Source organism: Micromonospora sp. C51, assembly GCF_018070435.1.
Taxonomy (GTDB): domain Bacteria; phylum Actinomycetota; class Actinomycetes; order Mycobacteriales; family Micromonosporaceae; genus Micromonospora; species Micromonospora sediminimaris.
The window spans coordinates 159,605-182,795 of the sequence record NZ_JAGPXQ010000006.1 but is presented as its reverse complement, the minus strand read 5'-3'; the positions used below and the strand labels follow the sequence as shown (position 1 = coordinate 182,795).

The 23,191-nt window shown below is 72.0% G+C and carries 18 protein-coding genes and 2 pseudogenes; 10 read left to right on the top strand and 10 right to left on the bottom strand.

From position 1 onward, the window contains the following. Nucleotides 1–9 precede the first annotated feature (9 nt). The 5 genes and pseudogenes from KBX50_RS33785 to KBX50_RS10370 all read left to right on the top strand — a co-directional run. A pseudogene (locus KBX50_RS33785) lies at nucleotides 10–594 on the top strand (molybdopterin oxidoreductase family protein); the annotation flags it as partial. Next, entirely contained in the window at nucleotides 591–2,036 is a 1,446-nt protein-coding gene (locus tag KBX50_RS10385) for an FAD-dependent oxidoreductase (RefSeq protein WP_210936568.1), read from the top strand. The pseudogene KBX50_RS33785 and the gene KBX50_RS10385, both read left to right, overlap by 4 nt. Beyond that, complete coding sequence (gene nirB / locus KBX50_RS10380) at nucleotides 2,033–4,555, top strand: nitrite reductase large subunit NirB (protein WP_210936567.1); 2,523 nt, start codon at nucleotides 2,033–2,035, stop codon at nucleotides 4,553–4,555. Before KBX50_RS10385 ends, nirB begins: the two co-directional genes overlap by 4 nt. Beyond that, complete coding sequence (gene nirD / locus KBX50_RS10375; protein WP_210936565.1) at nucleotides 4,552–4,899, top strand: nitrite reductase small subunit NirD; 348 nt, start codon at nucleotides 4,552–4,554, stop codon at nucleotides 4,897–4,899. Before nirB ends, nirD begins: the two co-directional genes overlap by 4 nt. After that, nucleotides 4,899–5,987: a uroporphyrinogen-III synthase gene (locus tag KBX50_RS10370; protein ID WP_210936563.1), complete on the top strand. Its 1,089-nt coding sequence runs from the start codon at nucleotides 4,899–4,901 to the stop codon at nucleotides 5,985–5,987. The genes nirD and KBX50_RS10370 overlap by 1 nt, the downstream gene beginning before the upstream one ends. Nucleotides 5,988–6,192: 205 nt before the next feature. Here KBX50_RS10370 and KBX50_RS10365 read toward each other — a convergent pair whose 3' ends face one another. The 4 genes from KBX50_RS10365 to KBX50_RS10350 are packed head-to-tail and all read right to left on the bottom strand — an operon-like array spanning nucleotide 6,193 to nucleotide 10,701. Next, nucleotides 6,193–6,816 carry an ATP/GTP-binding protein gene (locus KBX50_RS10365; protein ID WP_210936561.1) on the bottom strand — a complete coding sequence of 208 codons (624 nt, stop codon included), beginning with the start codon at nucleotides 6,814–6,816 and terminating at the stop codon, nucleotides 6,193–6,195. Further along, on the bottom strand, nucleotides 6,797–7,159 hold the full coding sequence (locus KBX50_RS10360) for a DUF742 domain-containing protein (protein ID WP_093403660.1): 363 nt from the start codon (nucleotides 7,157–7,159) through the stop codon (nucleotides 6,797–6,799). The genes KBX50_RS10365 and KBX50_RS10360 overlap by 20 nt, the downstream gene beginning before the upstream one ends. A gap of 42 nt (nucleotides 7,160–7,201) precedes the next feature. Then, entirely contained in the window at nucleotides 7,202–7,609 is a 408-nt protein-coding gene (locus KBX50_RS10355; RefSeq protein ID WP_093403659.1) for a roadblock/LC7 domain-containing protein, read from the bottom strand. Beyond that, on the bottom strand, nucleotides 7,606–10,701 hold the full coding sequence (locus KBX50_RS10350; RefSeq protein ID WP_210936559.1) for a sensor histidine kinase: 3,096 nt from the start codon (nucleotides 10,699–10,701) through the stop codon (nucleotides 7,606–7,608). Before KBX50_RS10350 ends, KBX50_RS10355 begins: the two co-directional genes overlap by 4 nt. Before the next feature lie 445 nt (nucleotides 10,702–11,146). Between KBX50_RS10350 and KBX50_RS10345 the strand changes: the two genes are divergently transcribed. Then, nucleotides 11,147–12,328 carry an ABC transporter substrate-binding protein gene (locus tag KBX50_RS10345; protein ID WP_210936557.1) on the top strand — a complete coding sequence of 394 codons (1,182 nt, stop codon included), beginning with the start codon at nucleotides 11,147–11,149 and terminating at the stop codon, nucleotides 12,326–12,328. A 27-nt stretch (nucleotides 12,329–12,355) separates the two neighbouring features. On the opposite strand, the gene KBX50_RS10340 is transcribed toward KBX50_RS10345, so the two are convergent. Together KBX50_RS10340 and KBX50_RS10335 are read right to left on the bottom strand one after the other, a co-directional pair. Continuing rightward, the gene (locus tag KBX50_RS10340; RefSeq protein ID WP_210936556.1) at nucleotides 12,356–13,216 is read right to left on the bottom strand and encodes an ABC transporter permease; all 861 of its coding nucleotides are present in this window, start codon (nucleotides 13,214–13,216) and stop codon (nucleotides 12,356–12,358) included. A gap of 97 nt (nucleotides 13,217–13,313) precedes the next feature. Further along, nucleotides 13,314–14,339, bottom strand: coding sequence for an ABC transporter substrate-binding protein (locus KBX50_RS10335; protein WP_093403654.1), 1,026 nt, complete (start codon nucleotides 14,337–14,339; stop codon nucleotides 13,314–13,316). 267 nt (nucleotides 14,340–14,606) lie between these two features. On the opposite strand from KBX50_RS10335, the gene KBX50_RS10330 reads away from it, so the two are divergent. The 4 genes from KBX50_RS10330 to KBX50_RS10315 all read left to right on the top strand — a co-directional run bounded on the left by KBX50_RS10330 (nucleotide 14,607) and on the right by KBX50_RS10315 (nucleotide 18,979). Continuing rightward, the gene (locus KBX50_RS10330; protein ID WP_210936555.1) at nucleotides 14,607–15,416 is read left to right on the top strand and encodes an ABC transporter ATP-binding protein; all 810 of its coding nucleotides are present in this window, start codon (nucleotides 14,607–14,609) and stop codon (nucleotides 15,414–15,416) included. Nucleotides 15,417–15,578: 162 nt separating this feature from the next. Next, entirely contained in the window at nucleotides 15,579–16,529 is a 951-nt protein-coding gene (locus KBX50_RS10325; RefSeq protein ID WP_210936668.1) for an LLM class F420-dependent oxidoreductase, read from the top strand. After that, nucleotides 16,526–16,855 carry a cupin gene (locus KBX50_RS10320; protein WP_210936554.1) on the top strand — a complete coding sequence of 110 codons (330 nt, stop codon included), beginning with the start codon at nucleotides 16,526–16,528 and terminating at the stop codon, nucleotides 16,853–16,855. The genes KBX50_RS10325 and KBX50_RS10320 overlap by 4 nt, the downstream gene beginning before the upstream one ends. 78 nt (nucleotides 16,856–16,933) lie before the next feature. Beyond that, nucleotides 16,934–18,979: a hypothetical protein gene (locus tag KBX50_RS10315; RefSeq protein WP_210936553.1), complete on the top strand. Its 2,046-nt coding sequence runs from the start codon at nucleotides 16,934–16,936 to the stop codon at nucleotides 18,977–18,979. Nucleotides 18,980–19,144: 165 nt separating this feature from the next. Here KBX50_RS10315 and thiC read toward each other — a convergent pair whose 3' ends face one another. From thiC to KBX50_RS10295, 4 genes and pseudogenes are all read right to left on the bottom strand, one after another. Further along, a complete protein-coding gene (gene thiC / locus KBX50_RS10310) occupies nucleotides 19,145–20,737 on the bottom strand; it encodes a phosphomethylpyrimidine synthase ThiC (RefSeq protein WP_210936552.1) in 1,593 nt (530 codons plus the stop codon). A gap of 14 nt (nucleotides 20,738–20,751) precedes the next feature. Beyond that, a complete protein-coding gene (gene thiD, locus KBX50_RS10305) occupies nucleotides 20,752–21,543 on the bottom strand; it encodes a bifunctional hydroxymethylpyrimidine kinase/phosphomethylpyrimidine kinase (RefSeq protein WP_210936551.1) in 792 nt (263 codons plus the stop codon). 176 nt (nucleotides 21,544–21,719) lie between these two features. After that, a pseudogene (locus KBX50_RS10300) lies at nucleotides 21,720–22,340 on the bottom strand (thiamine phosphate synthase); the annotation flags it as partial. Nucleotides 22,341–22,405: 65 nt separating this feature from the next. Further along, nucleotides 22,406–23,191 (bottom strand): thiazole synthase, encoded by a 786-nt coding sequence (locus KBX50_RS10295; protein WP_210936549.1) that lies wholly within the window; start codon nucleotides 23,189–23,191, stop codon nucleotides 22,406–22,408.

The following is a 23,191-nucleotide window of genomic DNA, read 5'->3' as shown; positions in this document are numbered from 1 at the left end:
GAGGCATCGGACCCGCGGGTGGTCTTCGCCGAGCTGCGCCGGGCCTCGGCCGGCGGCATCGCCGACTACGCCGGGATCAGCTGGGACCGGATCGACGCCGCGGACGGCGTCTTCTGGCCGTGCCCCGACGACGAGGGGCCCGACTCTCCCCGACTCTTCGCCGACCGCTTCGCCACTCCCGACGGGCTGGCCCGGTTCCACCCGGTGGAGCACCGGCCGGCGGCCGAGGAGGTCTGCGCCGACTACCCGCTGTACTTCACCACCGGCCGGGTGCTCGCCCAGTACCAGTCCGGCACCCAGACGCGCCGGGTGGCCGCGCTGCGTCGGGCCGCCCCCGAGGCTTTCGTGGAACTGCATCCGGATCTCGCCGAGCGGCTGGGTGTCGCCGACGGCGAACCGGTACGGGTGCTCTCCCGGCGCGGCGAGTTCGAGGCACCGGCCCGGCTGAGCCCGGGCATCCGGCCGGACACCGTCTTCGCGCCGTTCCACTGGGGTGGGCGGGCACGGGCGAACTCCGTCACCAACGACGCCGTCGACCCGGTCTCCGGGATGCCGGAATTCAAGATCTGCGCGGTACGGGTGGAGAAGGCATGACCGGGCGCAGCGAGCGGATCGTGGTGGTCGGCAACGGGATGGCCGGTGCCCGGGTGGCGGCGGAACTACACGCCCGGGGCGAGGACCTGAAGGTCACCGTGCTGGGTGCGGAACCGCATCCCGCGTACAACCGGATCATGCTGTCCACCCTGCTCACCGGCAAGATCGGCGAGTCGGACGTGGAGCTCGCGGAGGTCGCCGGGCGCGGCGTCGACCTGCGTACCGGGGTCACGGTCAGCGCGATCGACCGCGCCACCGGGCTGGTGCGCACCGACGACGGCGACCGGATCCCCTACGACCACCTGGTCCTCGCCACCGGCAGCCGGGCGGTGGTGCCCGCCCTGCCCGGGCTCGACCCGGCGCGCCTGCCGGAGCGGGTGATCCCGTTCCGCACCCTGGACGACTGTCGACGCATCCTCGCCCTCTCCGGTGCCGCCCGGCGCGCCCTGGTGCTCGGCGGCGGGCTGCTCGGCCTGGAGGCGGCCCGGGGGCTGGCGCTACGCGGGCTCGACGTGGGCGTGGTGCACCGGGTGCCGTACCTGATGGACCGTCAGCTCGACCCGGCCGCCGGGGCGATGCTCGCCGGTACGCTCGCCGATCTCGGGGTGACCACTCACCTGTCGGTGGAGCCGACCGCGCTACGCGCCGACGCCGCCGGGGTGCGGCTGGAGCTGTCCGACGGTCGGTCGCTCGACGCCGACCTGCTGGTGCTCGCCTGCGGCGTACGCCCCGACACCGACCTCGCCGCGGCAGCCGGCCTGAAGGTGGAACGGGGTGTGCTGGTCGACGACCGGCTGCGCACCAGCGACCAGCGCATCTCCGCGATCGGCGACTGCGCCCAGCACGACGGCACGCTCACCGGGCTGGTGGCGCCGGCCTGGGCACAGGCCCGGGTGGTGGCCCAGGTGGTGACCGGGCAGGACCCGCAGGCCCGGTACCGGCCGCGACCGGTGGTCACCCGGCTCAAGGCGGCCGGCATCGATCTCGCCGCGATGGGTGACCCCACGGAGGGCCCCGGCGAGGAGCTGACCTTCGCCGACCCGGCCCGGGGGACGTACGCCCGGCTGCGGATTCACGACGATCGGTTGGCCGCCGCGATCCTGCTCGGCGACAACCCCTCGGTGGGCACCGTGATCCAGCTGTTCGACCGCGGCCACCCGGTGCCCACCGACCGGCGGGCGCTGCTGCTCGGCCGGGCAGTGGGCGGGGCGGTCGCGGCACCCGCCGCGTCACCGGCGCTGATGCCGGACGCGGCCACTGTCTGCCAGTGCAACACGGTGAGCAAGGGCGCCCTCGTGCGCTGCTGGCGGGACGGAGCCCGCACGGTCGACGCCGTGGTCGCGGGGACCCGGGCCGGCACCGGCTGCGGCAGCTGCCGCGACGCGGTCGCCGGCATCGTCGACTGGTTGTCCAGAACGGATCCCGTGGAGGTGGGGCGATGACCGGCGGCAACGTGGTCGTCATCGGCAACGGCATGGTCGGCCAGCGGTTCGTGGACGCGCTGCGGGCCCGCGACCCACAGGGGCGGTGGCGGGTCACGGTGCTCGCCGAGGAGAGCCGGCCGGCGTACGACCGGGTGCGGCTCTCGGCGTACTTCGACGGCGCCGACGAGGAGGACCTGAACCTGCACACCCCGCACGACGGGGTGCAGTTGCGCCTCGGCGAGCGGGCCACCGGCGTGGACCGGAGCCGCCGGGTGGTGACCACGACGTCCGGCGAGCACCCGTACGACGTCCTGGTGTTCGCGACCGGGTCGTACCCGTTCGTGCCACCGGTGCCGGGGTCGGACCTGGCTGGCGTCTTCGTCTACCGGACCCTGGACGACCTCGCCGCCATCCGCCGGTACGCGAAGGACCGCCGCACCGGCGCGGTGATCGGCGGCGGACTGCTCGGCCTGGAGGCGGCGAACGCGCTGCGCCTGCTCGGGCTGACCACAAGCGTGGTGGAGTTCGCCCCGCGGCTGATGCCGGTGCAGGTGGACACCGCCGGTGGCGCGATGCTCCGCCGCTACGTCGAGGACCTGGACGTCGCCTGCCACCTGGGCGTGGCGACCACCGCGCTGCGGCCCGACGCGGACGGAGCGGTGGCCGCCCTGGAACTCGCCGACGGCGCGGTGCTCGACGCCGACCTGGTGGTAGTGGCCGCCGGCATCCGACCCCGCGACGAGTTGGCCCGGGCGGCCGGACTCGACATCGGTCCCCGCGGCGGTGTCCTGGTCGACGCCGCCTGTCGGAGCACGGACGAGCGGATCTACGCGGTCGGCGAGTGCGCGGCGGTCGACGGCACCTGCTACGGCCTGGTCGCCCCCGGCTACGCGATGGCCGAGGTGGTGGCCGACCGGCTGGTCGGCGGCGAGGCGACCTTCCCGGGCGCGGACACCGCCACCAAGCTCAAGCTGCTCGGTGTCGACGTCGCCTCGTTCGGCGACGCGCACGGCGCGACGCCCGGGTGCCTGGACGTCACCTGGACCGATCCGGCCGCCCGGGTGTACGCCAAACTGGTCCTCTCCGACGACGCCGCCACGCTGCTCGGCGGGGTGCTGGTCGGCGACGCCAGCGCCTACCCCACGCTGCGCGCCAGCGTCGGCGGGCCGCTGCCAGCCGCACCGCTGGCCCTGCTGGCCGGCGACGAAGCGGTGGGCGCCACGGCCGGCGCCCTGCCCGCGACCGCCCAGGTCTGCTCCTGCAACGCGGTCACCCGGGCGGACATCGACACGGCGATCGCGGACGGCTGCGCCGACGTGGCCTCCCTGAAGGCGTGCACCCGGGCCGGGACGAGCTGCGGCTCCTGCGTACCGATGCTGAAGCAACTGCTCGACGCGGCCGGCGTCGTCCAGTCGAAGGCGCTGTGTGAGCACTTCGACGTCAGCCGGCAGGAGCTGTTCGACATCATCCGGGTACGCGGCATCCGGACGTTCTCCCGGCTGATCGCCGAACACGGTCGGGGGCAGGGCTGCGACATCTGCAAACCGGTCGTCGCCTCGATCCTCGCCTCGCTCGGCAACGGCCACATCCTCGACGGCGAGCAGGCTTCGTTGCAGGACACGAACGACCACTTCCTGGCGAACCTGCAACGCGACGGCAGCTACTCGGTGGTGCCCAGAATCCCGGGCGGGGAGATCACGCCGGAGAAGCTGATCGTCATCGGCGAGGTGGCCCGCGACTTCAACCTCTACACGAAGATCACCGGTGGGCAGCGGATCGACCTTTTCGGCGCCCGGGTCGACCAGCTACCGCAGATCTGGCGGCGGCTGGTGGACGCCGGATTCGAGTCCGGGCACGCGTACGGCAAGGCGCTGCGCACGGTGAAGTCCTGCGTCGGCTCCACCTGGTGCCGCTACGGCGTGCAGGACTCGGTCGGCCTGGCCGTCGCCCTGGAGCTGCGTTACCGGGGACTCCGCGCCCCACACAAGATCAAATCGGCGGTCTCCGGCTGCGCCCGGGAATGCGCCGAGGCCCGCAGCAAGGACTTCGGTGTGATCGCCACGGAAACCGGCTGGAACCTCTACGTCGGCGGCAACGGCGGCTTCCGGCCCCGGCACGCCGATCTGTTCGCCACCGACCTGTCGACCGAGGCGCTGGTCACGCTCATCGACCGGTTCCTGATGTACTACATCCGTACCGCCGACCGGCTGCAACGCACCGCCGCCTGGATCGAGGCGATGGACGGGGGCCTGGACCACCTCCGGGCGGTGATCGTGGACGATTCGCTCGGCCTCTGTGCCGAACTCGACGCCGCGATGGCCCGGCACGTGGTGTCGTACTCGGACGAGTGGCGCGACGTCCTGTCCGACGCGGACCGGCTGCGCCGGTTCACCTCGTTCGTCAACGCGCCGGAGGTCCCCGACCCGTCGATCACCTTCGTCACCGAACGCGGACAACCGGTACCCGTCGGCGGCCATCCGTCCGGCGCGCAGGGCCGCCAACCGGTCGCGCTCGGCCTGCCGGAGGTGCGTCGATGACCGCCGCGACGACGCTGAGCTGGGTCACCGTCTGCCCGTTGGATCGCCTGGACCAGGACCGGGGCGTCGCCGCCCTGGTCGCCGGGGTGCAGGTGGCGATCTTCCGGACCGCGGACGGGCTGTACGCGATCGACAACCTCGACCCGGTCTCCGGGGCGTACGTCCTCTCCCGCGGCATCGTGGGCAGCCGGGGCGAGGTGCCGACGGTCGCGTCGCCGCTGCACAAGCAGGTGTACGACCTGCGCACGGGGGACTGTCTCGACCTGCCGGGCGTTTCGGTCGCTCGGCACCAGATCCGTTGCCACAACGGCATGGTCGAGGTGCGGCTGCGACAGGAGGGCTGATGCGCGAGGAACTGGCCGGCTTCACCATCGGGGTGACCGCCGACCGGCGGCGGGACGAGCTCGCCGCGCTGCTCCAACGGCGGGGTGCGCGGGTGGTGCTCGCTCCCGCTCTGCGGATCGTGCCGCTCGCGGACGACACCGAGCTGCGCGAGGCCACTCGCGCCTGCCTGGAACGGCCGCCCGACATCCTGATGGCCAACACCGGCATCGGGATGCGCGGTTGGCTGGAGGCAGCCGAGGGCTGGGGGCTCGCCGAGCCGCTGCGCGGGGTCCTCGGCGACGCGTACGTGGTGGCCCGGGGCCCCAAGGCCCGTGGGGCGATCCGCGCTGCCGGCCTGTACGACCAGTGGTCGCCCGCCTCGGAGAGCTGCGACGAGGTGGTCGATCACCTGCGCCAGCGGGGCGTGTCGGGTCAGGTGATCGCCATGCAGCTGCACGGCGAACGGCAGCCCGAGTGCACCCGCGCGCTGGAGGAGGCCGGCGCCACGGTCATCGAGATCCCGGTCTACCGCTGGGCCCCACCGACCGACCCCGCGCCGCTGCACCGGCTGGTCGACCTGGTGGCGGGGCGGCTGGTCGACGCGGTCACCTTCACCTCGGCACCGGCGGTGGAGGCGCTGCTGCGGGCCTCCGGCGATCGTACGGACGCGGTGCTGGACGCGCTGCGCAGTGACGTGCTGGCCAGCTGCGTCGGGCAGGTCACCGCCGAGCCGCTGGTCCGGCGCGGGGTGCCGGTGAGCGCGCCGACCCGGGCCCGCCTCGGCGCGCTGGTCCGCACCATCGTCGACGAACTGCCCCGCCGCACGGTGACCATCAAGGTCGCCGGCCACCTGCTCACCCTGCGCGGTCACGCCGCGGTGGTCGACGGCGAGCTGCGCCCGCTGGCCCCGGCGCCGATGGCGGTGCTGCGGGCGTTGGCGCAGACGCCGGGCCGGGTGCTGTCGCGTACCGCCCTGTTGCGGACGCTGCCGCGCGGTGCCGACGAGCACGCGGTGGAGATGGCGGTGGCCCGGCTGCGGGCCGGTCTGAAGGCGCCACGCGTCGTGCAGACGGTGGTCAAACGGGGCTACCGCCTCCGCGTCGACTGAGCCCGCCGGCCCGGCGGTCACCGGGCCGGCGGGACGCCGCCCAGGCCCTGTGTCGAAGTCCTCGGTCCAGCCGAGGCGAAGTCCAGGCGGCGGTCCGGCAAGGCGGGATTGGTCCGGATACCGGTGCTGTATCCGGACCAATCCCTAACGCGGCCGGCCGTCGCCTGGGCCCGCCGTGGGCCGGCCAGGGACTTCGACACAGGGCCTAACCGACCGGGGTCGGGAAACCCCGGTCGTGCTCGGCCTGAAGCCGCGCCATGGCGTGCTCGACAACGGTCACCAGGACCCGTTTGACCGAATCGCGCTGCCGCGCGTCGGTCATCACCAACGGCACGTCCGGCGAGATGGCCAAGGCCTCGCGGACCTCGTCCAGTTCGTACTGCGGCGCGCCGTCGAACCGGTTGAGCGCGACCACGTACGGCAGGTTTCGGTTCTCGAAGTAGTCCAGCGGGGCGAACGCGTCGGCGATCCGGCGGGTGTCCACCAGCACCGCAGCGCCCACCGCGCCTCGGATGATCTCGTCCCACATGAACCAGAACCGGGTCTGCCCAGGCGTACCGAAGAGGTACAGGATCAGATCCTGTGCCATGGTGATCCGGCCGAAGTCCATGGCGACCGTGGTGGTCTCCTTGCCCGGCACCTTGGACGGGTCGTCGATGCCGACTCCGGCCGAGGTCATCACCGCCTCGGTGGTCAGCGGTGTGATCTCGGAGATCGCACCGACCAGCGTGGTCTTGCCGACACCGAAGCCACCCGCGACGACGATCTTCGCGGAGATGATTCCCCGGCTCTGGCGGGCCCCGGCGGGGTCATAGCTCGCGAAGTCCACTCAGCACCCTTCCCAGCATTTCCATCCGCTCCTCGTAACCTGTGGCGGGAGCGGCCGTCTGTAGCGTCAGCAGGCCCTCGGCCACCATGTCGGCGACCAGCACCCGGGCGACACCCAGCGGTAGCCGGGTGTACGCGGCGATTTCCGCCAGCGACTCGGGCCGGCCCTCGCAGACCATGGCGATGCGATGCTTGTCGTGCCCGGCGAAACGTGATTCGGCGATCTGGGTGGGACTGGCCACCAACACCGCTTCCAGCGCGATGTCCTGCAACGGCTCGGTCCGGCCCCGGGTGACCGCGTACGGCCGAACCAGCGCACCCCGTGGGTCACGCTGCCGTTCCATCCGCGATCACCTCCTCCGCCTTCCGCCGGTCCGGTGCACCCGTTACGACCGCACCGCGTCCCGGGGCAGCGGTACCAGCGCCGCACCGACCCGTTCCACCAGCAGCGCCATCTCGTAGCCCACCTGGCCGACGTCGCAGCTTCGGGCCGCGAGCACCGCCATCGACGACCCGTCACTGATGGACATCAGGAACAGGTAGCCACTGTCCATTTCGATCACTGTCTGCAACACGCCGCCGGCACTGAACATTCGTGCGGCGCCCTCGGTCAGGCTCACCACGCCGGAGGTGATCGCGGCGAGCTGATCCGCCCGGTCCGCCGGCAGATCCCGGGAGGAGGCGAGCAACAGCCCGTCCGCGGACACCGCCACCACGTGGGCGATGCCTGCCACGCTGTCGGCGAAGTTGCTGAGCAGCCAACCCATGTCCTGTATGGCCGCTGGCCTGTTCATCGGCTCGTCTCCTTGGTCGAGGTGCTGATCTGACTGGCGCCGGCCGTCCGACCACGTTGGACGCCACGGTGGTACGCCGACAGCAGACCGCGTACTTCGTCGGGGGTCCGGCGGCCGTGCTCACGCCCGCCGCGAGGCTCGATGCCCCCGGGCACGAGCTGTGCCTGGGGCACCCGCTTGGGCAACCCCGACCGGGTCGTACCGGCGGGGGTGGGCTCGGCCGCCCGGCTGGCCCGTGACCAGCCCTCGTCGGCCGCCGTGCGCCAGGCGTCGTCCTCCGAGGGGCCGGTTTCGGGCCGGGTGGACGGCGGTGGCGCGGACGGCGGTGGCGACGCGGGCGGGGTCGGCGGCGCGCTCGGCGCCGGACCAGCCGTGCTGGCGGACGAGGAAGTGTACGACGGTGGCGGGGCGGGTGTCGCAGCGGCGGCCGCGCCCGGCGTGCGCGTCGGCAACGGACTCCGTCCCCTGGTCGGCTCGACAGGAGCCGCCGGTGGACTGGCGGCCGCCTGCGGGGCCGGCTCGTCGAACTGTGGCCGGCTGAAGATCGTGGTGACGTCGTTGCCGTGCGACCGGAACCAGACCGCCTCCATCTCCCGGAAGATCGGCGAATCGGAAGACTGCTCGGCTGGCACGGTGATCGGACGCGTCGGGGGCGGTGCGGTGGCGGCCAGGCTGGCGCCCAGCCCACGGAACCCGGAGCCGTCGAAATCTCCGCCACCGGGCTGCTGACCGGCGGCCGGGGCGAAATTGGTGGGCGCGGCGACCCCCGCACCCGCGACCGGCCCCACCGGCAGGCCGGACCCCGCGGTCTGACCCTGGTCGCCGACACCCCGGTTCGGCAGCGGATCGAGGGTGGGTTGCGCGACCGTCGGCGTGCCCGCGTTGAATCCGTTGAAGGCCGGCGGCGGCGTGCGGACCGGTGGCGGGTCGGCAGGAGCCGCCTCCGTCGCCGGCCACGGCGGGGCGGAGGAGGTGCCGTTGTGCCACCGGTCGACCAAAGTGGCGGTGTTGCCGCGGCCCGCGACCCCGGCCGCATCGCCCAGACCGACCGACGCCAGGGGAGTCTGCTCGACCGCGAGCGGCTGCCGGGGTCGGGTGATCGCCTGGTCCCGACCGCGCAGGCTGGGCAGCACCACGGTGGCGGCAGGCAGGGTGACCTGCGCGACAGTGCCGCCCTCGACGTTACGCCGCAGCTCGACCCGGATGCCGTAGCGGGCCGCCAGCCGGCTGACCACCGCCAGACCCATCAGGCGGAACGCTGCCACGTCGACGGCGGATGGTGCGGCCAGCCGCCGGTTGAGCGCGTCCAGCTGCTCGTCGGAGAGGCCGAGACCCCGGTCCTCGATCTGAATGAGCACGTAGTCCCGGATCCGCCGCCCGTCGGCCACCACAGTGGTGTTGGGCGGCGAGAAACGGGTGGCGTTGTCGAGCAGCTCGGCCACCAACCGCACCACGTCGTTGACCGCGTGGGCCGCCACCGACACGTCGGTGTCGACCGTGCCGAACTCGATCCGGTTGTAGAGCTCCACCTCGGACTGCGCGGCCCGCAGCACGTCCACCAGCAGGGCGTCGTCGCGGCGCGGTACGGCCGAGTCCGCGCCGGCCAGCACGAGCAGGTTCTCGTCGTTGCGGCGCATTCGGGTGGCGAGGTGATCGAGCTCGAAGAGCTGGGCGAGCCGCTTCGGATCCTCCTCGCCGCGCTCGATCGCGTCCAGTTCGCCGATCATGCGGTCGACCAGGGTCTGACTGCGTCGGGCCAGGTTCAGAAACATCGCCGAGACACTGGTTCGCAGGGCCGCTTGTTCGGCCGCGACCCGGACCGCCTCCCGGTGGACGACGTTGAAGGCCGAGGCGACCTGCCCCACCTCGTCGCGGTTGCTGAGCTGGATCGGGTCGCGTACCTCGCGGACGATCTCGTCGACACTCCCGTCGCTGACGTTGCCCATCCCCTGTAGCCGACGCACCGCCTCCGGCAGGTCGTGGTTCGCCACGGAGAGCGCGCCCTCCCGCAGCCGGCGCAGGGAGTGGTTCAGCGAGCGGGCCAGCACCACGGCCAGGGTCACCGCGATGATCAGCGTGAGCAACACCAGCGTGGTCTCGACGACGGCCTGCCGGAGGACGTCGGAGCGGGCCTGTTCGGCCTGGGCGAGCAGGCGGCTCTGCAGCTCGATCTCGGCCCACCGCATCAGCTCGTTGACCGCGCCGATCGCTGCCGTGGCTTCCTGTGCGGTGAACGGCGCACGCTGGTTGACCGACCGGCTGAGGTCGGTGGCGATCCGGTCGGCCAGCACCACCGCGTCACCCGAAACGGTGCTCTCGACCAGGGCACGCTGCACCGGGTCGGCGGCGAGCGAGAAGGCGACCAGCGCCTCCTGCTGCCCGGTGAGGGTGGCCACGAAGGCGGAGAACTGCTCGTTGTCCAGCCGGCCGCCACTCAGTGCCGTGAAGGTGACCGCCTCCTCCTCGGCGACGGCCGCCTTCGCCCGGGCGAAGGCGGCGACCGCCCGGCGGCTGTCACCGAGCTCCTCGTCGCCGGGCAACTGGGCCAGCCCGTCGCCGTAGGCGACCAGGTCGTTGAGGACCACCCCGTAGCGCAGCGTCGCCTCGGCGACCTCCATCTGCTCCCGGGCGAGCACCTCCTGCCGGGTGCCGTCGAGGGTGTCCAGGTGCGCGTCGATGGCCGCGAGCCGGTCGCGGACCGCCGCCGGCGCGTCGCCGACCCGGGCCCGCTCCGCGCGGTACTCGTCGATCCGCTGCTGGGTCTCGCGGACCCGCAGGTTGTACGCGTCGGCCCGCTGTTGCGGTGCGGCGAGGTAGGCCGCCGCCGCCATTCGTTCGGCGTGCAGGTCGTTCGTCAGCGCGGAGACATCGATGGACAGCGCCGTGAGTGCGCGGGACTGACTCGCGTCGTAGGCACCCTCGCCGACGGCGACCAGGCGGACCGTGGCCAGCGCGATGACCGCCGCCACGGGAACGACCAGAATCAGCGCCAGCTTGGACCGGATCCGCGCGTCGCGCAGCCGGGGCAGCCAACCGCCGTCCTTCTGCGCGGCGTCACCACGGGCGGGCAGGGTCGTCGGTCCGGTGCTCACGACATCGCCTCCGTCGATTTCTTCCCGCCAGGACCGCCGACCCGTACGCGGAGCGACGGCCGGCGCCACGCGCGGCACGGCCGCGATTTCATCAGACGAGATCGTGTTTGGGAAGCCGCAGGAGGGCAGGAAACGGTCGGACGGCATGCAACCCGTGATGCGGTCAACTAATACCTACATTTCCACAGCGCCCCTGAACAGGGCTTGTAACTCCAGAGTGGCCATACGACTCGCCACAGTGAGCATTTGAAAACATTTGGTTACGCCAGTATGTGGGATCGGCGTCCCGAAACGTCATCGCTGACCCGCTTGACCACAGCGCCCGGCATTGGCAAGGTTTTGCAGGCTTCGCGCACACGGTACGGCAGAGCCGTCTCATTATCCACAGAGGACGGACGAGCCGCCGGTGACCGGGCCCTGCCCGTGCCGCATCAGGAGGACCGAGTTGACCCCCTTCCGCTCCGCGACCGCCACGGCGCTCGTGTCGACCCTGCTCGCCACCACTCTCGCCGGCTGTCAGTTCGGCGGGGAGGAGCAGGACACGAGCCCGATTGTGATCGCCGCCGACCTGGAGCTCTCCGGCGCTGCAGCCGGGGTCGGCAAGGCGTACCGGCAGGCCCTGGAACTGAAGCGCGATCAGTTGAACGCCTCGGGGGCACTCAACGGCCGTACGGTCGAACTATTGTTGAAGGACAACCGCTCCGACGCCAGTGAGTCCCTGCGGAACATCGTCGACTTCAGCAACGACAAGCGGGTAACCGCCATCGTCATGGGTGGCTGCAACGAATGCGCCGTCGGTGCGGTGCGTACGGTCAATGAGAACCGGATCCCGACCATCGCGCTCGCGGCGGCCGGCGCCGTGGTGAACCCGGTCGCGGAACGCCGCTACATGTTCAAACTGGCCCCCAACGCCGCCGACAACGCTGCGGCGCTCACCGTCGAACTGCGCCGCCGCAACATCGACACGGTCGGCCTCCTGCGCAGTGACGACGCCTACGGCCAGGAGGGCGCAACGGCCCTGCGCCGCGAGTTCGGTAAGGTCGGCATCCAGGTGCTTGCCGAGGCCTCCGCCCGCGGCACCGACACGGAGTTGGACGCGCAGGCCGGCAGGTTGGCCGCGGCAGACCCCGACGCCGTGATCATCTGGACCCCTCCGGAGCAGGCGATGCTCGCCTCCAGCGCGGTCAAGCGGGCCAACTACTCCGGCTCCCTGTTCCTCGACGCCTCCGCCGCGGGCGACCTCTTCCTCGGCTCGGCCGCCAAGTCGGCGGAACGGGCCACCCTGGTCTTCACCCAGACGATGGTGATCGACGACGTCATCGCGACCACCCCGGCGAAGGCCGCGCGCCGTCAGTGGTTCCAGGACTACACCGCCCGGTACGGCGGCTACCACGGCTCCGCCTCGTTCGCCGCGGACGCGATCCAGCTGATCGCCGACGCGGAGTTGCGGGCTGGCGGACCCGTCGGCGAGGTCGACCGGGACCGCCTCCGCGACGTGCTGGAGACGTCCCAGATGGACGGCCTGTCCGGTCCGATCCGGATGACGCCGGACAACCACTCCGGGCTGATGCCGCAGGCACTGACGACCCTGATCGCCCGCAACGGCCGCTGGCGCCTGGCCAGCTGAGCCGCCGCGGGGTTACCCGACGGCGGCTCAGCGGGTGGAGGTGGTCTCCCGCAGCCAGGGCAGGCTGCGCCGCTCGACGAGGACCAGCGCGGCGTAGAGCAGGATGCTGACCAGGGCGACGAGGATGATCGCGGCCCACGCGGTGGCGGTGTCGCCGATGCCGGCGTACTGCTGGATCACGTAGCCGAGGCCACCCTCACCGGCCTGGAACTCACCGATCACCGCACCGATCGCGGCCAGCGGCATGGCGACCTTCAGCCCCACGAAGATCTGCGGGAGCGCGGCCGGAAAGCGGACCTTGCGGAACGTCTGCCAACGGGAGGCGTTCCAGGACCGCACCAGTTCGGCCAGTTCGGCCGGCGTGGTGGTCAGCCCGGTGGCGGTGGACAGCACGATCGGGAAGAAGCAGAGCAGGAAGACCATGGTGAGGATCGGCTTCTGACCCCAACCGAGCGCCACCACCAGCAGCGGGCCCAGGGTGATCTTCGGAACGGCGTTGACCGCGACCAGCAGCGGGGTGAACATCCGCTCGACCGTCCGGGAGGCCGCCAACGCCAGGCCGATCAGCACCCCGGCCACCGCGGAGAGTGCGAAGCCGAGCAGGATCTCACCGGTGGTGGCCACGGTGTGCTCCAGCAGTCGGGCCGGCCGGTCGGAGAATGCCGTGAGCACGTCACCGGGGGGCGGCAGGGCGGCCGGGTGAATCAGCTCCAGCCGGGCCACCAGCCACCAGAGACCGAGCGCGACCAGCAGCCCGGCGGCCGGTAGCAGGGCGGCCGTCGTACCCGAGCGCAGGCCGCCGGCTCGCCACCGCCGGCCCCGCGGTACGGCCGGGGACTGCTCGGGGGTGAGCGAAGCCTCCGGCTGCCGTGGACGGACGTCGGTCATCGGATCCTCCTGCGGTTCGGCGCGTTCTGGTGAGCGGGGAGCAGAGCACGCCGCACCGGCGCTGCGGTGCGGCGTGCTCCGTGCGGTACCGAGCGGCTCAGGCCTTCGGCGCCAGGTTGAAGTCGATGATCTGGTCGGGGGTGAGGTCCGACTTCAGAGCGCCGGCACCGCGCAGGATCGCGATGCTCTTGGCGACCCGGCCGCTGTCCAGCGTGCCCAGTGCGGTGCCGGAGTTGCTGGAGCGGACGTAGCCGGCCATCAGCTGCAGCTCGGCGGCAGCGGCGGCGGGCACGACCGCCTCGGCGTTCTTGGCCAGGATCTCGGCCGCTTCCTGCGGGTTCGCCAGGGCGTACTCAAGACCCTTGAGCAGCGCCTCGGTGAACCGCTTGACCTGCTCCGGCTTCTCGCTGGCGTACTGCTTGGAGGTGATCAGCACGTTGCCGTAGAGGTCCTGCATCACGTTGCTGTACGGCAACAGGACGGCCTTCTTCTTGGTGACCGCCTCGATGGTCGGCTGGCCGACCACGAACTGCCCGATGCCGTCGACGGAACCGGAGGCCAGCGTGCCCATCAGGGTCTGCGCCTCGCCGTTGACCCACTTGACCTTGGTGTAGTCGATGCCGGCCATGCGGGCGTACGTCGGGAAGAGGTTACGGACCACCGAGCCGGGGGTGTCGGCGAGAGTCTTGCCCTCCAGGTCCTTCGGGGTGGTGATGCCCGTGTCGTCGACGGTGGCGATGGCCGCCATGGTGCGCTGCTGGATGGCGGCCACCGCGACGAAGTCCTTCGCGTCACCGTTGCCGAGCTGGAGCAGCCCACCGGTCAGGTCGATCGGGCCGAAGTGCGCCTGGCCGCCGACGACCGTCTGAATCACGGCGCCGGTGCCCTGCCCCGGCTTGATCTCGACGTCGAAGCCGGCGTCCTTGAAGTAGCCCTTCTCCTTGGCCACCCAGGCGTACGCGTCGCGCCCGAAGTTGCCGAACGAGGTGAGGTAGGTCACCTGCTCCAGGGACGAGCCGACGTCGTTGCCGTCAGCGTCGTCCGAGCCGCTGCTGCACGCGGAGACCAGGGCGAGCGCGGTGGCCATCGTGGCCGCGGCGACCGTACGGGTCAGCCTTCTCATCAGTGCACCTTGTCCTTTCCAACCGGGGCGTCGGGCCGCCGGAAGGGAGTTGTCGGGGCGGCACCGGCAGCCGGATGGAAGCCGACACCGCGTATCGAGGGGGACTCTCGCGGGCACAGCGTACGAGAACCCCACCTTTGCGACGCCAGGCGTACCGGGTTGCGGAACGGATACAAAGTGATGTCCACCCCGGACGGTGCGATACAGGACCGGGGCCGATAGCCTTTGCCAGTTCCTGACTTTCCAATCAGGGGAGGCCCGTCGGCGATGATCCGAATCTCCGAGGTGTCCCGCACCTTCGACGGCCGCGCCGGTCGGGTCGAGGCGTTGCGGGGCATCAACCTCGACGTCGCCGAGGGTGAGTTCGTCGCGGTGCTCGGCCGCTCCGGCTGCGGCAAGTCGACCCTGCTGCGGCTGATCTCCGGTCTGATCCCGGTCACCTCCGGCGCGGTCACCGTGGACGGCAAGCCGGTCACCGGACCGCGCCGGGACATCGCCATGCTGTTTCAGCGGCCGGCCCTGCTGCCCTGGCGCACCGTGCTGGACAACGTCCTGCTGCCGGTGGAGGTCTTCGGCTGGAAACGGGCCGCGCACCGTGACCGGGCCCGGGACCTGCTCGACGTGGCCGGGCTGTCCGGCTTCGAGAAGCGGCTGCCGCACGAGCTGTCCGGTGGCATGCAGCAGCGGGTCTCGCTGTGCCGATCACTGATCGGCGACCCCCGGGTCATGCTGATGGACGAACCCTTCTCCGCGCTCGACGCGCTCACCCGCGAGGAACTCGCCGGCGAACTCCAGCGGGTGCACATGCGCAGCGGCGCGACGGTCGTCTTCGTCACCCACTCCATCGACGAGGCGGTGCTGCTCGCCGACCGGGTCGTGGTGCTCAGCCCGCGCCCCGGCCGCGTCCGCAAGGTCGTCGAGGTGACCATTCCCCGCCCTCGTACCCTGGGCCGCAACGCGCACCTGACCGAAGTCGCCCAGGTCAGTGCCGACCTGCACGAACTGCTGATGGAACGCGACCAGCCGGCGAGAGCCGGTACGGAGCCGATGAGCGAGCGTAGCGAGGTGGCGCGATGAGCGAGCAGCGCGAGCGAATCATTCGGCTCAGTGCGGTGGTGCCTCATCGCGGCGCCGAGCGTAGCGAGGTGGCGCGATGAGCGAGCGCAGCGAGCGATTCATTTGGCTCAGTGCGGTGGTGCCTCATCGCGGCGCCGAGCGTAGCGAGGTGGCGCGATGAGCATGCGGGTGGCCGTCTTCACCGAGCCGCACCGGGGTGCCACCTATGACGACCAGCTCCGCTTCGCCCGGCTCGCCGAGCAGGGTGGCTTCGACGCCTTCCTCCGAGCCGACCACTACCAGGCCATGGGTGACGAACCGGCCCTACCCGGCCCGACCGACGCCTGGCTGACCCTGGCGGCGCTCGCCCGGGAAACCAGCCGGATCCGGCTGGGCACCCTGGTCACCTCGGCGACGTTCCGGCTACCCGGCCCGCTGGCCGTGATGGTGGCCCAGGTCGACCAGATGAGCGGCGGGCGGGTCGAGCTTGGCATCGGTGCCGGCTGGTACGCCCGGGAGCATGTCTCGTACGGCATCCCGTTCCCCAGCACCAGCGAACGCTTCGACCGCCTCGCCGAACAGCTCGAAGTGATCACCGGCCTCTGGCGCACCCCGTCCGGCGGGACCTTCAGCTACGTCGGCGACCACTACCGGCTCACCGAATCGCCGGCGCTGCCCAAACCGGTGCAGACCCCCGGCCCTCCGGTGATCGTCGGTGGGCGAGGCCCCAAACGCACCCCGGAGCTCGCCGCCCGGTACGCCGACGAGTTCAACGTCCCCTTCACCAGCGTCGAACAGACCCGCGAGGCGTACGAGCGGGTCCAGGAGGCGAGTCAACGGGTCGATCGCCCGGGCACCGGACGTCGGCCGTTGACGCTCTCCGCCGGCATCGTGGTGGCGATCGGGCGTACCGACAGCGAGGCCCGCCGGCGCGCGGCGCCGCTGCACGTCAAGAGCGCTCTACCGCCCGAGGATCCGGTGGTCGGCTCACCGCAGCAACTTGTCGACCGGATCGGCGAGTTCGCGGCGATCGGCACCACCCGGGTGCATCTACGCCTGATCGACCTCACCGACCTGGACCACCTGGAACTGATCGCCGCCGAGGTGCTCCCCCGACTGGACGGAAACCGATGACCGAGACGCCAGCCGAGGTTGCCACACCCGACTCCGAGCCGGTGCTCGGCCCGGTCGGACAGGAGATCGTCTTCGAGAACGACCGGGTCCGGGTCTGGCACATCCGGCTGGAGCCCGGTGAGCGTCAGCCGCTGCACCGGCACGACCACCCCTATCTCGTGGTGGCCGTCCAGGGCGCGAAGAACCTCGTGCAGACGGTCGACGGCGTGCGGATCGACGCCGACGAACCGACCGGCGGGGTGGTCTATCGCGATCCGGGAGCCGTGCACATGCTCACCAACGTCGGCGACACGACATACCTTGCCCGGCTGGTCGAGCTCAAGTAGACCCGCCGCGAGCAGGTCATACGTCCGTCCACGGCGTGCCGGTGGCGATTGGTGGAAACGGACCGTAACGTGCCGGTCATGGCCCATCGGACATCGAGCCGACTACTGTTCACCGCCTTCGGCCTCAGCCTGCTGGCCGGCGCCGGTCAGCTCGGTCTCGCCTTCGGCTTCGGCATCGTCCGGCTCACCGGAAGCTTCACCGGCGCGAGCATCAACCAGTGGCCCGCCCAGCTCGTCTGGGCGGGCTGGTTCGCCACGAACGCCGCCGTCATCGGTGCCGTGCTCACCGAGCGGCTGGCCCGTCACGGCGGGCAGCTCACCGGCACCCCGCGGCAACTGGCCGTGGCGGGCAGCGCCGCTCTCGGTGCCACGGTCGTGGCACCGCTGTGCATGCAGCCGGCCCGCAGCGCCGAACTCATCTCGGTCGATCCGGTCTGGGCCGTGGCGATCTGTGCCGGTCTCGGCGCGGTGGTCGGTGCCGGTGCCGCGCTGGCCGTGCTGGTCCGGCCGCCCTTCGCCTGGAACATGGCAGCGGTGGCCGCGGCGGTCTGGCTACTGGCGTTACTGTCCGTGCTGCCGTCGCTGGGAGCGAGCGGGCCGCTGACCCCGGTGCGCCTCGGCGTGCTGGAGCCGGCCTGGCTCGCCGCCGGCACCGCGCAGCAACTGGCGCTGCTGATCCTGCCGATGGCGACCCTGCTGGCTGGCGCGGCGACCGCGGCGGCGGCCCGCTGGCGAGGGCATCCTCCACTTGTCAGTGGGCCCAGTGGGGTCGCCGGGCCGGTACTGGTGGCCTTCGCCTACCTGGCCGCCGGCCCGGGTGACACGGGCGACCGGTACCAGTTGACCCCCTACTACGCGGCGCTGATCGCGGTGTTGGTCGGCGCGCTCGGTTCGGCAGCGGCAGCCCTGCTGCCCTGGCCGCTCACCGGCCGGCCCGCCCACCGGGCCGCGCCCACCAGCGGGACCGCCATCGAGCCGACCGCCATCCTGCAACCGTTGCCGGCGACCCCCGCGCTACCCACGTCGGCCGCGTCCTCGGCCGACGCGGCGGCCACCTCGGCGGGTCAGGTCGTCGACGGCACCGGGACCGACCGGTCGACCGGCGGTATCCGCTCCGACGACGGTTCCCGCGCCGCCGCCGACGGCTCACCGCCGCACTGGCACTGGCCGGTCGCGCACACCGACCCGTCCGCCGCCGCGACCACGCCGACCGCCGGCGATGCGGTCACCCCCGGCCAGGCCGTCCCCGTCACCGCACCGTCGGTAGCCGCGCCAACCACCGGCAACGGCGAACGGCGCCAGGCCGACGTGCGCACCGACGATGACGCCCGCTCCGACGACAGCAAAGGCAACGGCGAACGGAGCGAGCGGGAACCGGAGCGCGAGGCAGGAGCAGAGGCGACTGCCGGGAAGTCCGAGGCCGCCACCGACCCGGCGCCGGTGGGCGACGGCAGCGACCTGCCCCGGGCGGCACCGACCACGCTGGAGACCGAGGCCCCGGCCGCTCCGACCGGCAAGACTCCGACGCCCCGCCGCACCCGCACGCCTCGGACGCCGACCCCGTCGGCGGACCCGCCGGCCGCGACCGCAACGGCACCGGCCACGCCGGCCGCCGAGCCAGCCCCAGCCCCAGCCCCAGCCCCAGCCCCAGCCCCAGCGGATGATGCCGGAGACCGCTCGGCGGCGGAGGTACCGCCCGAGGCGGCGCCGCGGCCTCGGCAACGACTCGCGCTGCCCGACCTCGGTCGCGCGCCGGCCGAGCCTGCCGCGCCCGAATCACCCGGCATCACCGCCGCTGTCCCGGAGACCCCGGAGGTCTCCATCGAGACGGCGGCCACCGCCCGTGACCTCACGGCCGCCTTCACGAAGCCGCCCGCCGTGCGGGCCGAGGACGTCCAGCCGGACGGCGAAGCGGAGAAGACCCGGCGTGGGCTGTTCCGACGCGGCCGGTCCCGGTCCGCGGAGAATGCCGCGACCGAGCAGGACGAACCGCTGCCGGCACAGGACGAGGAGTACGTCGACTGGGTCGCCGGGCTCAGCCGGCCACATGACGACGACGAGTCCACACCGCCGAAGGGACCACGCCGCTCCCTGCGGTCGACCGGGCGGCACCACCGACACTGAGCACCCGCCCGCACCCCAGCGGCCGTCGACGCCGACGCTCACCGCGCGTCCACCGTGGGTAACTGCCGGGGGGAGGTACGGGTACAGCGCCCCATGTCTGAGTGACATGATCACATCACACCGACATGAGGCGCTGAGGTCCTACCCGTGCTCGGTCCCGACCGGTCAGGCCAGTGGCAGGTACACCCGTCCGCCGGAGGCGACAAACTCGTCGGACTTGTCCTGCATGCCGCGGGCGGCGTACTCCTTGAGATCCTGCGTGATCTTCATGGAGCAGAACTTCGGCCCGCACATCGAGCAGAAGTGTGCGGTCTTCGCCGGCTCGGCGGGCAGCGTCGCATCGTGGTAGGACCGCGCGGTCTCCGGGTCGAGCGAGAGGTTGAACTGGTCCTCCCAGCGGAACTCGAAGCGCGCCTTCGACAACGCGTCGTCCCAGGCCTGCGCCCCCGGATGTCCCTTCGCCAGGTCGGCCGCGTGCGCCGCGATCTTGTACGCGATCACACCGGCCTTCACGTCATCCCGGTCGGGCAATCCGAGGTGCTCCTTCGGCGTGACGTAACAGAGCATCGCGGTGCCGAACATGCCGATCATCGCCGCCCCGATGGCCGAGGTGATGTGGTCGTGCGCGGGCGCGATGTCGGTGGTCAGCGGACCGAGCGTGTAGAAGGGTGCCTCGTGGCACCACTCCTGCTGAAGATCGACGTTCTCCTTGATCTTGTGCATCGGCACGTGCCCCGGACCCTCGATCATCACCTGCACGTCGTACTCCCAGGCGATCTTCGTCAGCTCACCGAGGGTACGCAGCTCAGCGAACTGCGCCTCGTCGTTGGCGTCCGCGATCGAGCCGGGCCGCAGGCCGTCGCCGAGGGAGAACGTCACGTCGTAGCGGGCCAGGATCTCGCACAGCTCCCGGAAGTTGGTGTAGAGGAAGTTCTCCTCGTGGTGCGCCAGGCACCAGGCCGCCATGATCGAGCCACCGCGCGACACGATGCCGGTCACCCGGTCCACCGCCAGCGGGACGTACGGCAGCAGCACCCCGGCGTGCACCGTCATGTAGTCCACGCCCTGCTCTGCCTGCTCGATCACCGTGTCCCGGAACACCTCCCAGCTCAACTTCACCGGATCACCGCCGACCTTCTCCAGCGCCTGGTAGATGGGCACCGTCCCGATCGGCACCGGCGAGTTACGCACGATCGCCTCGCGCGTCTCGTGGATCCGCTTGCCGGTGGACAGGTCCATCACCGTGTCCGCACCCCACCGGGTGGCCCAGGTCAGTTTCTCCACCTCCTCGGCCACCGACGAGGTAACCGCCGAGGTGCCGATGTTCGCGTTGACCTTCACCAGGAACGCCTTGCCGATGATCGCCGGCTCGCACTCCGGGTGGTTGACGTTGAGCGGCAGCACGGCCCGCCCGGCCGCGATCTCGTCCCGGACGAACTCCGGCGCCAACCCCTCGCGGATCGCCACGAACTCCATCTCCGGCGTGACGACACCGGCACGGGCGTACGCGAGCTGGGTCGGCCGCTTGCCGTCCGAACCGGCCAGTGGGGTTCCGGCACCACGTACCGGCGCAACGTCGGCCCGCTCGGCGATCCACGGTCCCCGCAACGGCGACAGCCCGACCTCCGGATCCGAGCCTGGTCCAGAGGTGTCGTAGAGCCGTACCGGAGGGTTGTCCCCGGTCAGCTCCACCTCCGCGAACGGCACCCGGACGTCCGGTCGTGATCCCTCGACGTACACCTTGCGACGTGCCTGCATGACAGCCTCCCTGATCAGGCGGACCAGCCGAAGTGGTCCATCGGTCCACGGCCCGCGCCCAGCTCCCAGTCCCGCGCGCCGGTCAGCGCCCGGGTCACGTACTCCTTGGCTGCCCGGACCGCCACCGGCACCGGATCGCCCAGCGCCAGCCGCACCGTCACGGCCGCCGAGAACGAGCAACCGGTGCCGTGGGTGTGCCGGGTCGGCACCCGCGGGGCGCGCAGCACCGTCGTCCCGTCCGGGCCGTGCAGCACGTCCACCGCCTCCGTACCGGCGTCCACGTCGCCGCCGGTCACGATCACCCACTCCGGTCCGCCGGCCGCCAGGGCCCGCGCCGCCGTGGTCATCTCCGCCACGTCGGTCACGGCCGCCCCGGTGAGGGCGGCGGCCTCCGCGCTGTTCGGTGTGGCCACCCGGGCGTACGGCAGCAACCGCTCCACCGCCTCCACCACGCCGAGCTGGTGCCCGCTGGTGGCCACCAGCACCGGGTCGACGACCAGTTGCGGTAGCCGGTCGGCCGCCGCCGCGTCGGCGATCGCGGCCGCCACCGCCGGAGTGCCCAGCATCCCGGTCTTGACCGCCCGTACCGCGAAGTCCGACAGCACGCTGTCCAGCTGATCGGTGACCAGTTGCGGGGGCAGCGGCAGCACCGCGTCCACACCCCGGGTGTTCTGCGCGGTGACCGCCGTCAGCACGCTCGTGCCGTACGCGCCGAGCGCGGCGAAGACCTTCAGGTCAGCCTGGATGCCGGCGCCGCCACCGGAGTCGGAACCGGCGACGGTCAGCACGGTGGTGGGGGTGGTCACGGCAGTTCCTCTTGGTGGTCGGGGGTTGTTGTTGCTCTGTGGTTGCGGTTGGGGGCTGCGGCCGACCGTGCCCACTCCGGGCGGTCAGGCTTGATCCCTGCGTGGGCACGGTCGGCCGCAGCCCCGTCGTGGTCATCCCCCGCCGGAACGTGCCGGCTTGGCGGATTCTTGGCGGGTTCCGGAGCGGTCGTGGCGTGGAAGGCGGCGGTGAGGGTGGCGGCTGTCTGCTGTGGGTCGTGCGCGCGCATGACGGTGCCGAGGACTGCCACTCCGGTGGCTCCGGCCTGGACGCAGGCGTGCACCTGGTCGGGGGTTTCGATGCCGCCGAGGGCCAGCGCGGGCACCGGGCTCAGCCGGATCAGCTCGGCCAGCCCTTCGGCGAGCAGGGGTGGGCCGTAGCCGGGCTTGGTCCGGGTGGGGAAGACCGGCGAGAGGGTCACGTAGTCCTCGGTGGTGAGGCGCTGCAGTTCCGCCGCGTCATGGCAGGAGCGGCCGACCAGGTCGGCGGCGGGCGGTGGGTACGGGCCAGCCGCCGACAGATGCAGGGCAGTCAGAGGGCGGCCCGGATCGGCGTGCAGCAGCGGGTCGGGGCCGGCGACGATGAGGGTTCCGCCGGCCTCGCTCAGGATCGATCGCAGCTCGGCGGCGAGGGCGAGGCGCTCGACGCGCGGCAGATCCTTCTCCCGCAACACCACCCAGCGCACTCCCCCGGCCACCGCGGCCGCCACCACTCGGGCCAGCCCACCCCGCGCCACCCGCCGATCGGTCAACACAACGACACCGCAGATCGGCGGGATCCTGGCCGGCAAGCTCCCTTGGCGGGGCGGCTTCGCACCGAGATCCACAATTTCGGTCCGGGCGGTCACAGGTCGGGACGGCCTTCGTCGGGAGTGGAGGCGAGGGCGTGGAAGCGGTGGGGGATGCGGCCGGCGCCATGGGCGAGGCGGCCGGCGGCGATCGCGTACCGCATCGCGGTGGCCATCGCCACCGGGTCGGCGGCCCGGGTCACCGCGCTGGCCAGCAGCACCGCGTCACAGCCCAGCTCCATGGCGAGCGCCGCGTCGGAGGCGGTACCGATGCCCGCGTCCAGGATCACCGGCACGCTCACGTCCTGCCGGATGAGCCGGATGTGGTGCGGATTGTTGATCCCCAGGCCGGAGCCGATCGGCGCGCCGGCCGGCATCACCGCCGCGCAACCGACGTCGGCCAGCCGCCGCGCCAGCACCGGGTCGTCGGAGGTGTACGGCAGTACGGTGAACCCGTCGTCGACCAGTTCCTCGGCGGCGCGCAGCAACTCCACCCCGTCGGGCAGCAGCGTCCGCTCGTCGCCGATCACCTCCAGCTTGACCCAGTCGGTCTCGAACGCGTCCCGGGCCAGCCGGGCCACCTTCACCGCCTCGCCCGCCGTGTAGCAGCCGGCGGTGTTGGGCAACAGCCGCACCCCACACCGGTCGAGCAGGTCCAGCAGACCGCCCGAGCCGCCGGGCACCGTCTCGACCCGGCGCAGCGCCAGGGTGACCAACTCGGTGCCGGACGCCCGGATCGCCTGCTCCAGCACGTGGAGGTTGGCCGCTCCGCCGGTACCGAGGATCAGCCGCGAGTTGAACCGGACACCGCCCAGCTCGAAGGGGCTCGATTCGTTGTCCAT

Bases quoted from the DNA above. Each gene is read 5' to 3' on its own strand.
- KBX50_RS10385 (WP_210936568.1), top strand. From the start codon at position 591: ATGACCGGGCGCAGCGAGCGGATCGTGGTGGTCGGCAACGGGATGGCC.
- nirB (WP_210936567.1), top strand. From the start codon at position 2,033: ATGACCGGCGGCAACGTGGTCGTCATCGGCAACGGCATGGTCGGCCAG.
- nirD (WP_210936565.1), top strand. From the start codon at position 4,552: ATGACCGCCGCGACGACGCTGAGCTGGGTCACCGTCTGCCCGTTGGAT.
- KBX50_RS10370 (WP_210936563.1), top strand. From the start codon at position 4,899: ATGCGCGAGGAACTGGCCGGCTTCACCATCGGGGTGACCGCCGACCGG.
- KBX50_RS10360 (WP_093403660.1), bottom strand. From the start codon at position 7,159: ATGGAACGGCAGCGTGACCCACGGGGTGCGCTGGTTCGGCCGTACGCG.
- KBX50_RS10355 (WP_093403659.1), bottom strand. From the start codon at position 7,609: ATGAACAGGCCAGCGGCCATACAGGACATGGGTTGGCTGCTCAGCAAC.
- KBX50_RS10340 (WP_210936556.1), bottom strand. From the start codon at position 13,216: ATGACCGACGTCCGTCCACGGCAGCCGGAGGCTTCGCTCACCCCCGAG.
- KBX50_RS10335 (WP_093403654.1), bottom strand. From the start codon at position 14,339: ATGAGAAGGCTGACCCGTACGGTCGCCGCGGCCACGATGGCCACCGCG.
- KBX50_RS10330 (WP_210936555.1), top strand. From the start codon at position 14,607: ATGATCCGAATCTCCGAGGTGTCCCGCACCTTCGACGGCCGCGCCGGT.
- KBX50_RS10325 (WP_210936668.1), top strand. From the start codon at position 15,579: ATGCGGGTGGCCGTCTTCACCGAGCCGCACCGGGGTGCCACCTATGAC.
- KBX50_RS10320 (WP_210936554.1), top strand. From the start codon at position 16,526: ATGACCGAGACGCCAGCCGAGGTTGCCACACCCGACTCCGAGCCGGTG.
- KBX50_RS10315 (WP_210936553.1), top strand. From the start codon at position 16,934: ATGGCCCATCGGACATCGAGCCGACTACTGTTCACCGCCTTCGGCCTC.
- thiC (WP_210936552.1), bottom strand. From the start codon at position 20,737: ATGCAGGCACGTCGCAAGGTGTACGTCGAGGGATCACGACCGGACGTC.
- KBX50_RS10295 (WP_210936549.1), bottom strand. From the start codon at position 23,191: ATGGACAACGAATCGAGCCCCTTCGAGCTGGGCGGTGTCCGGTTCAAC.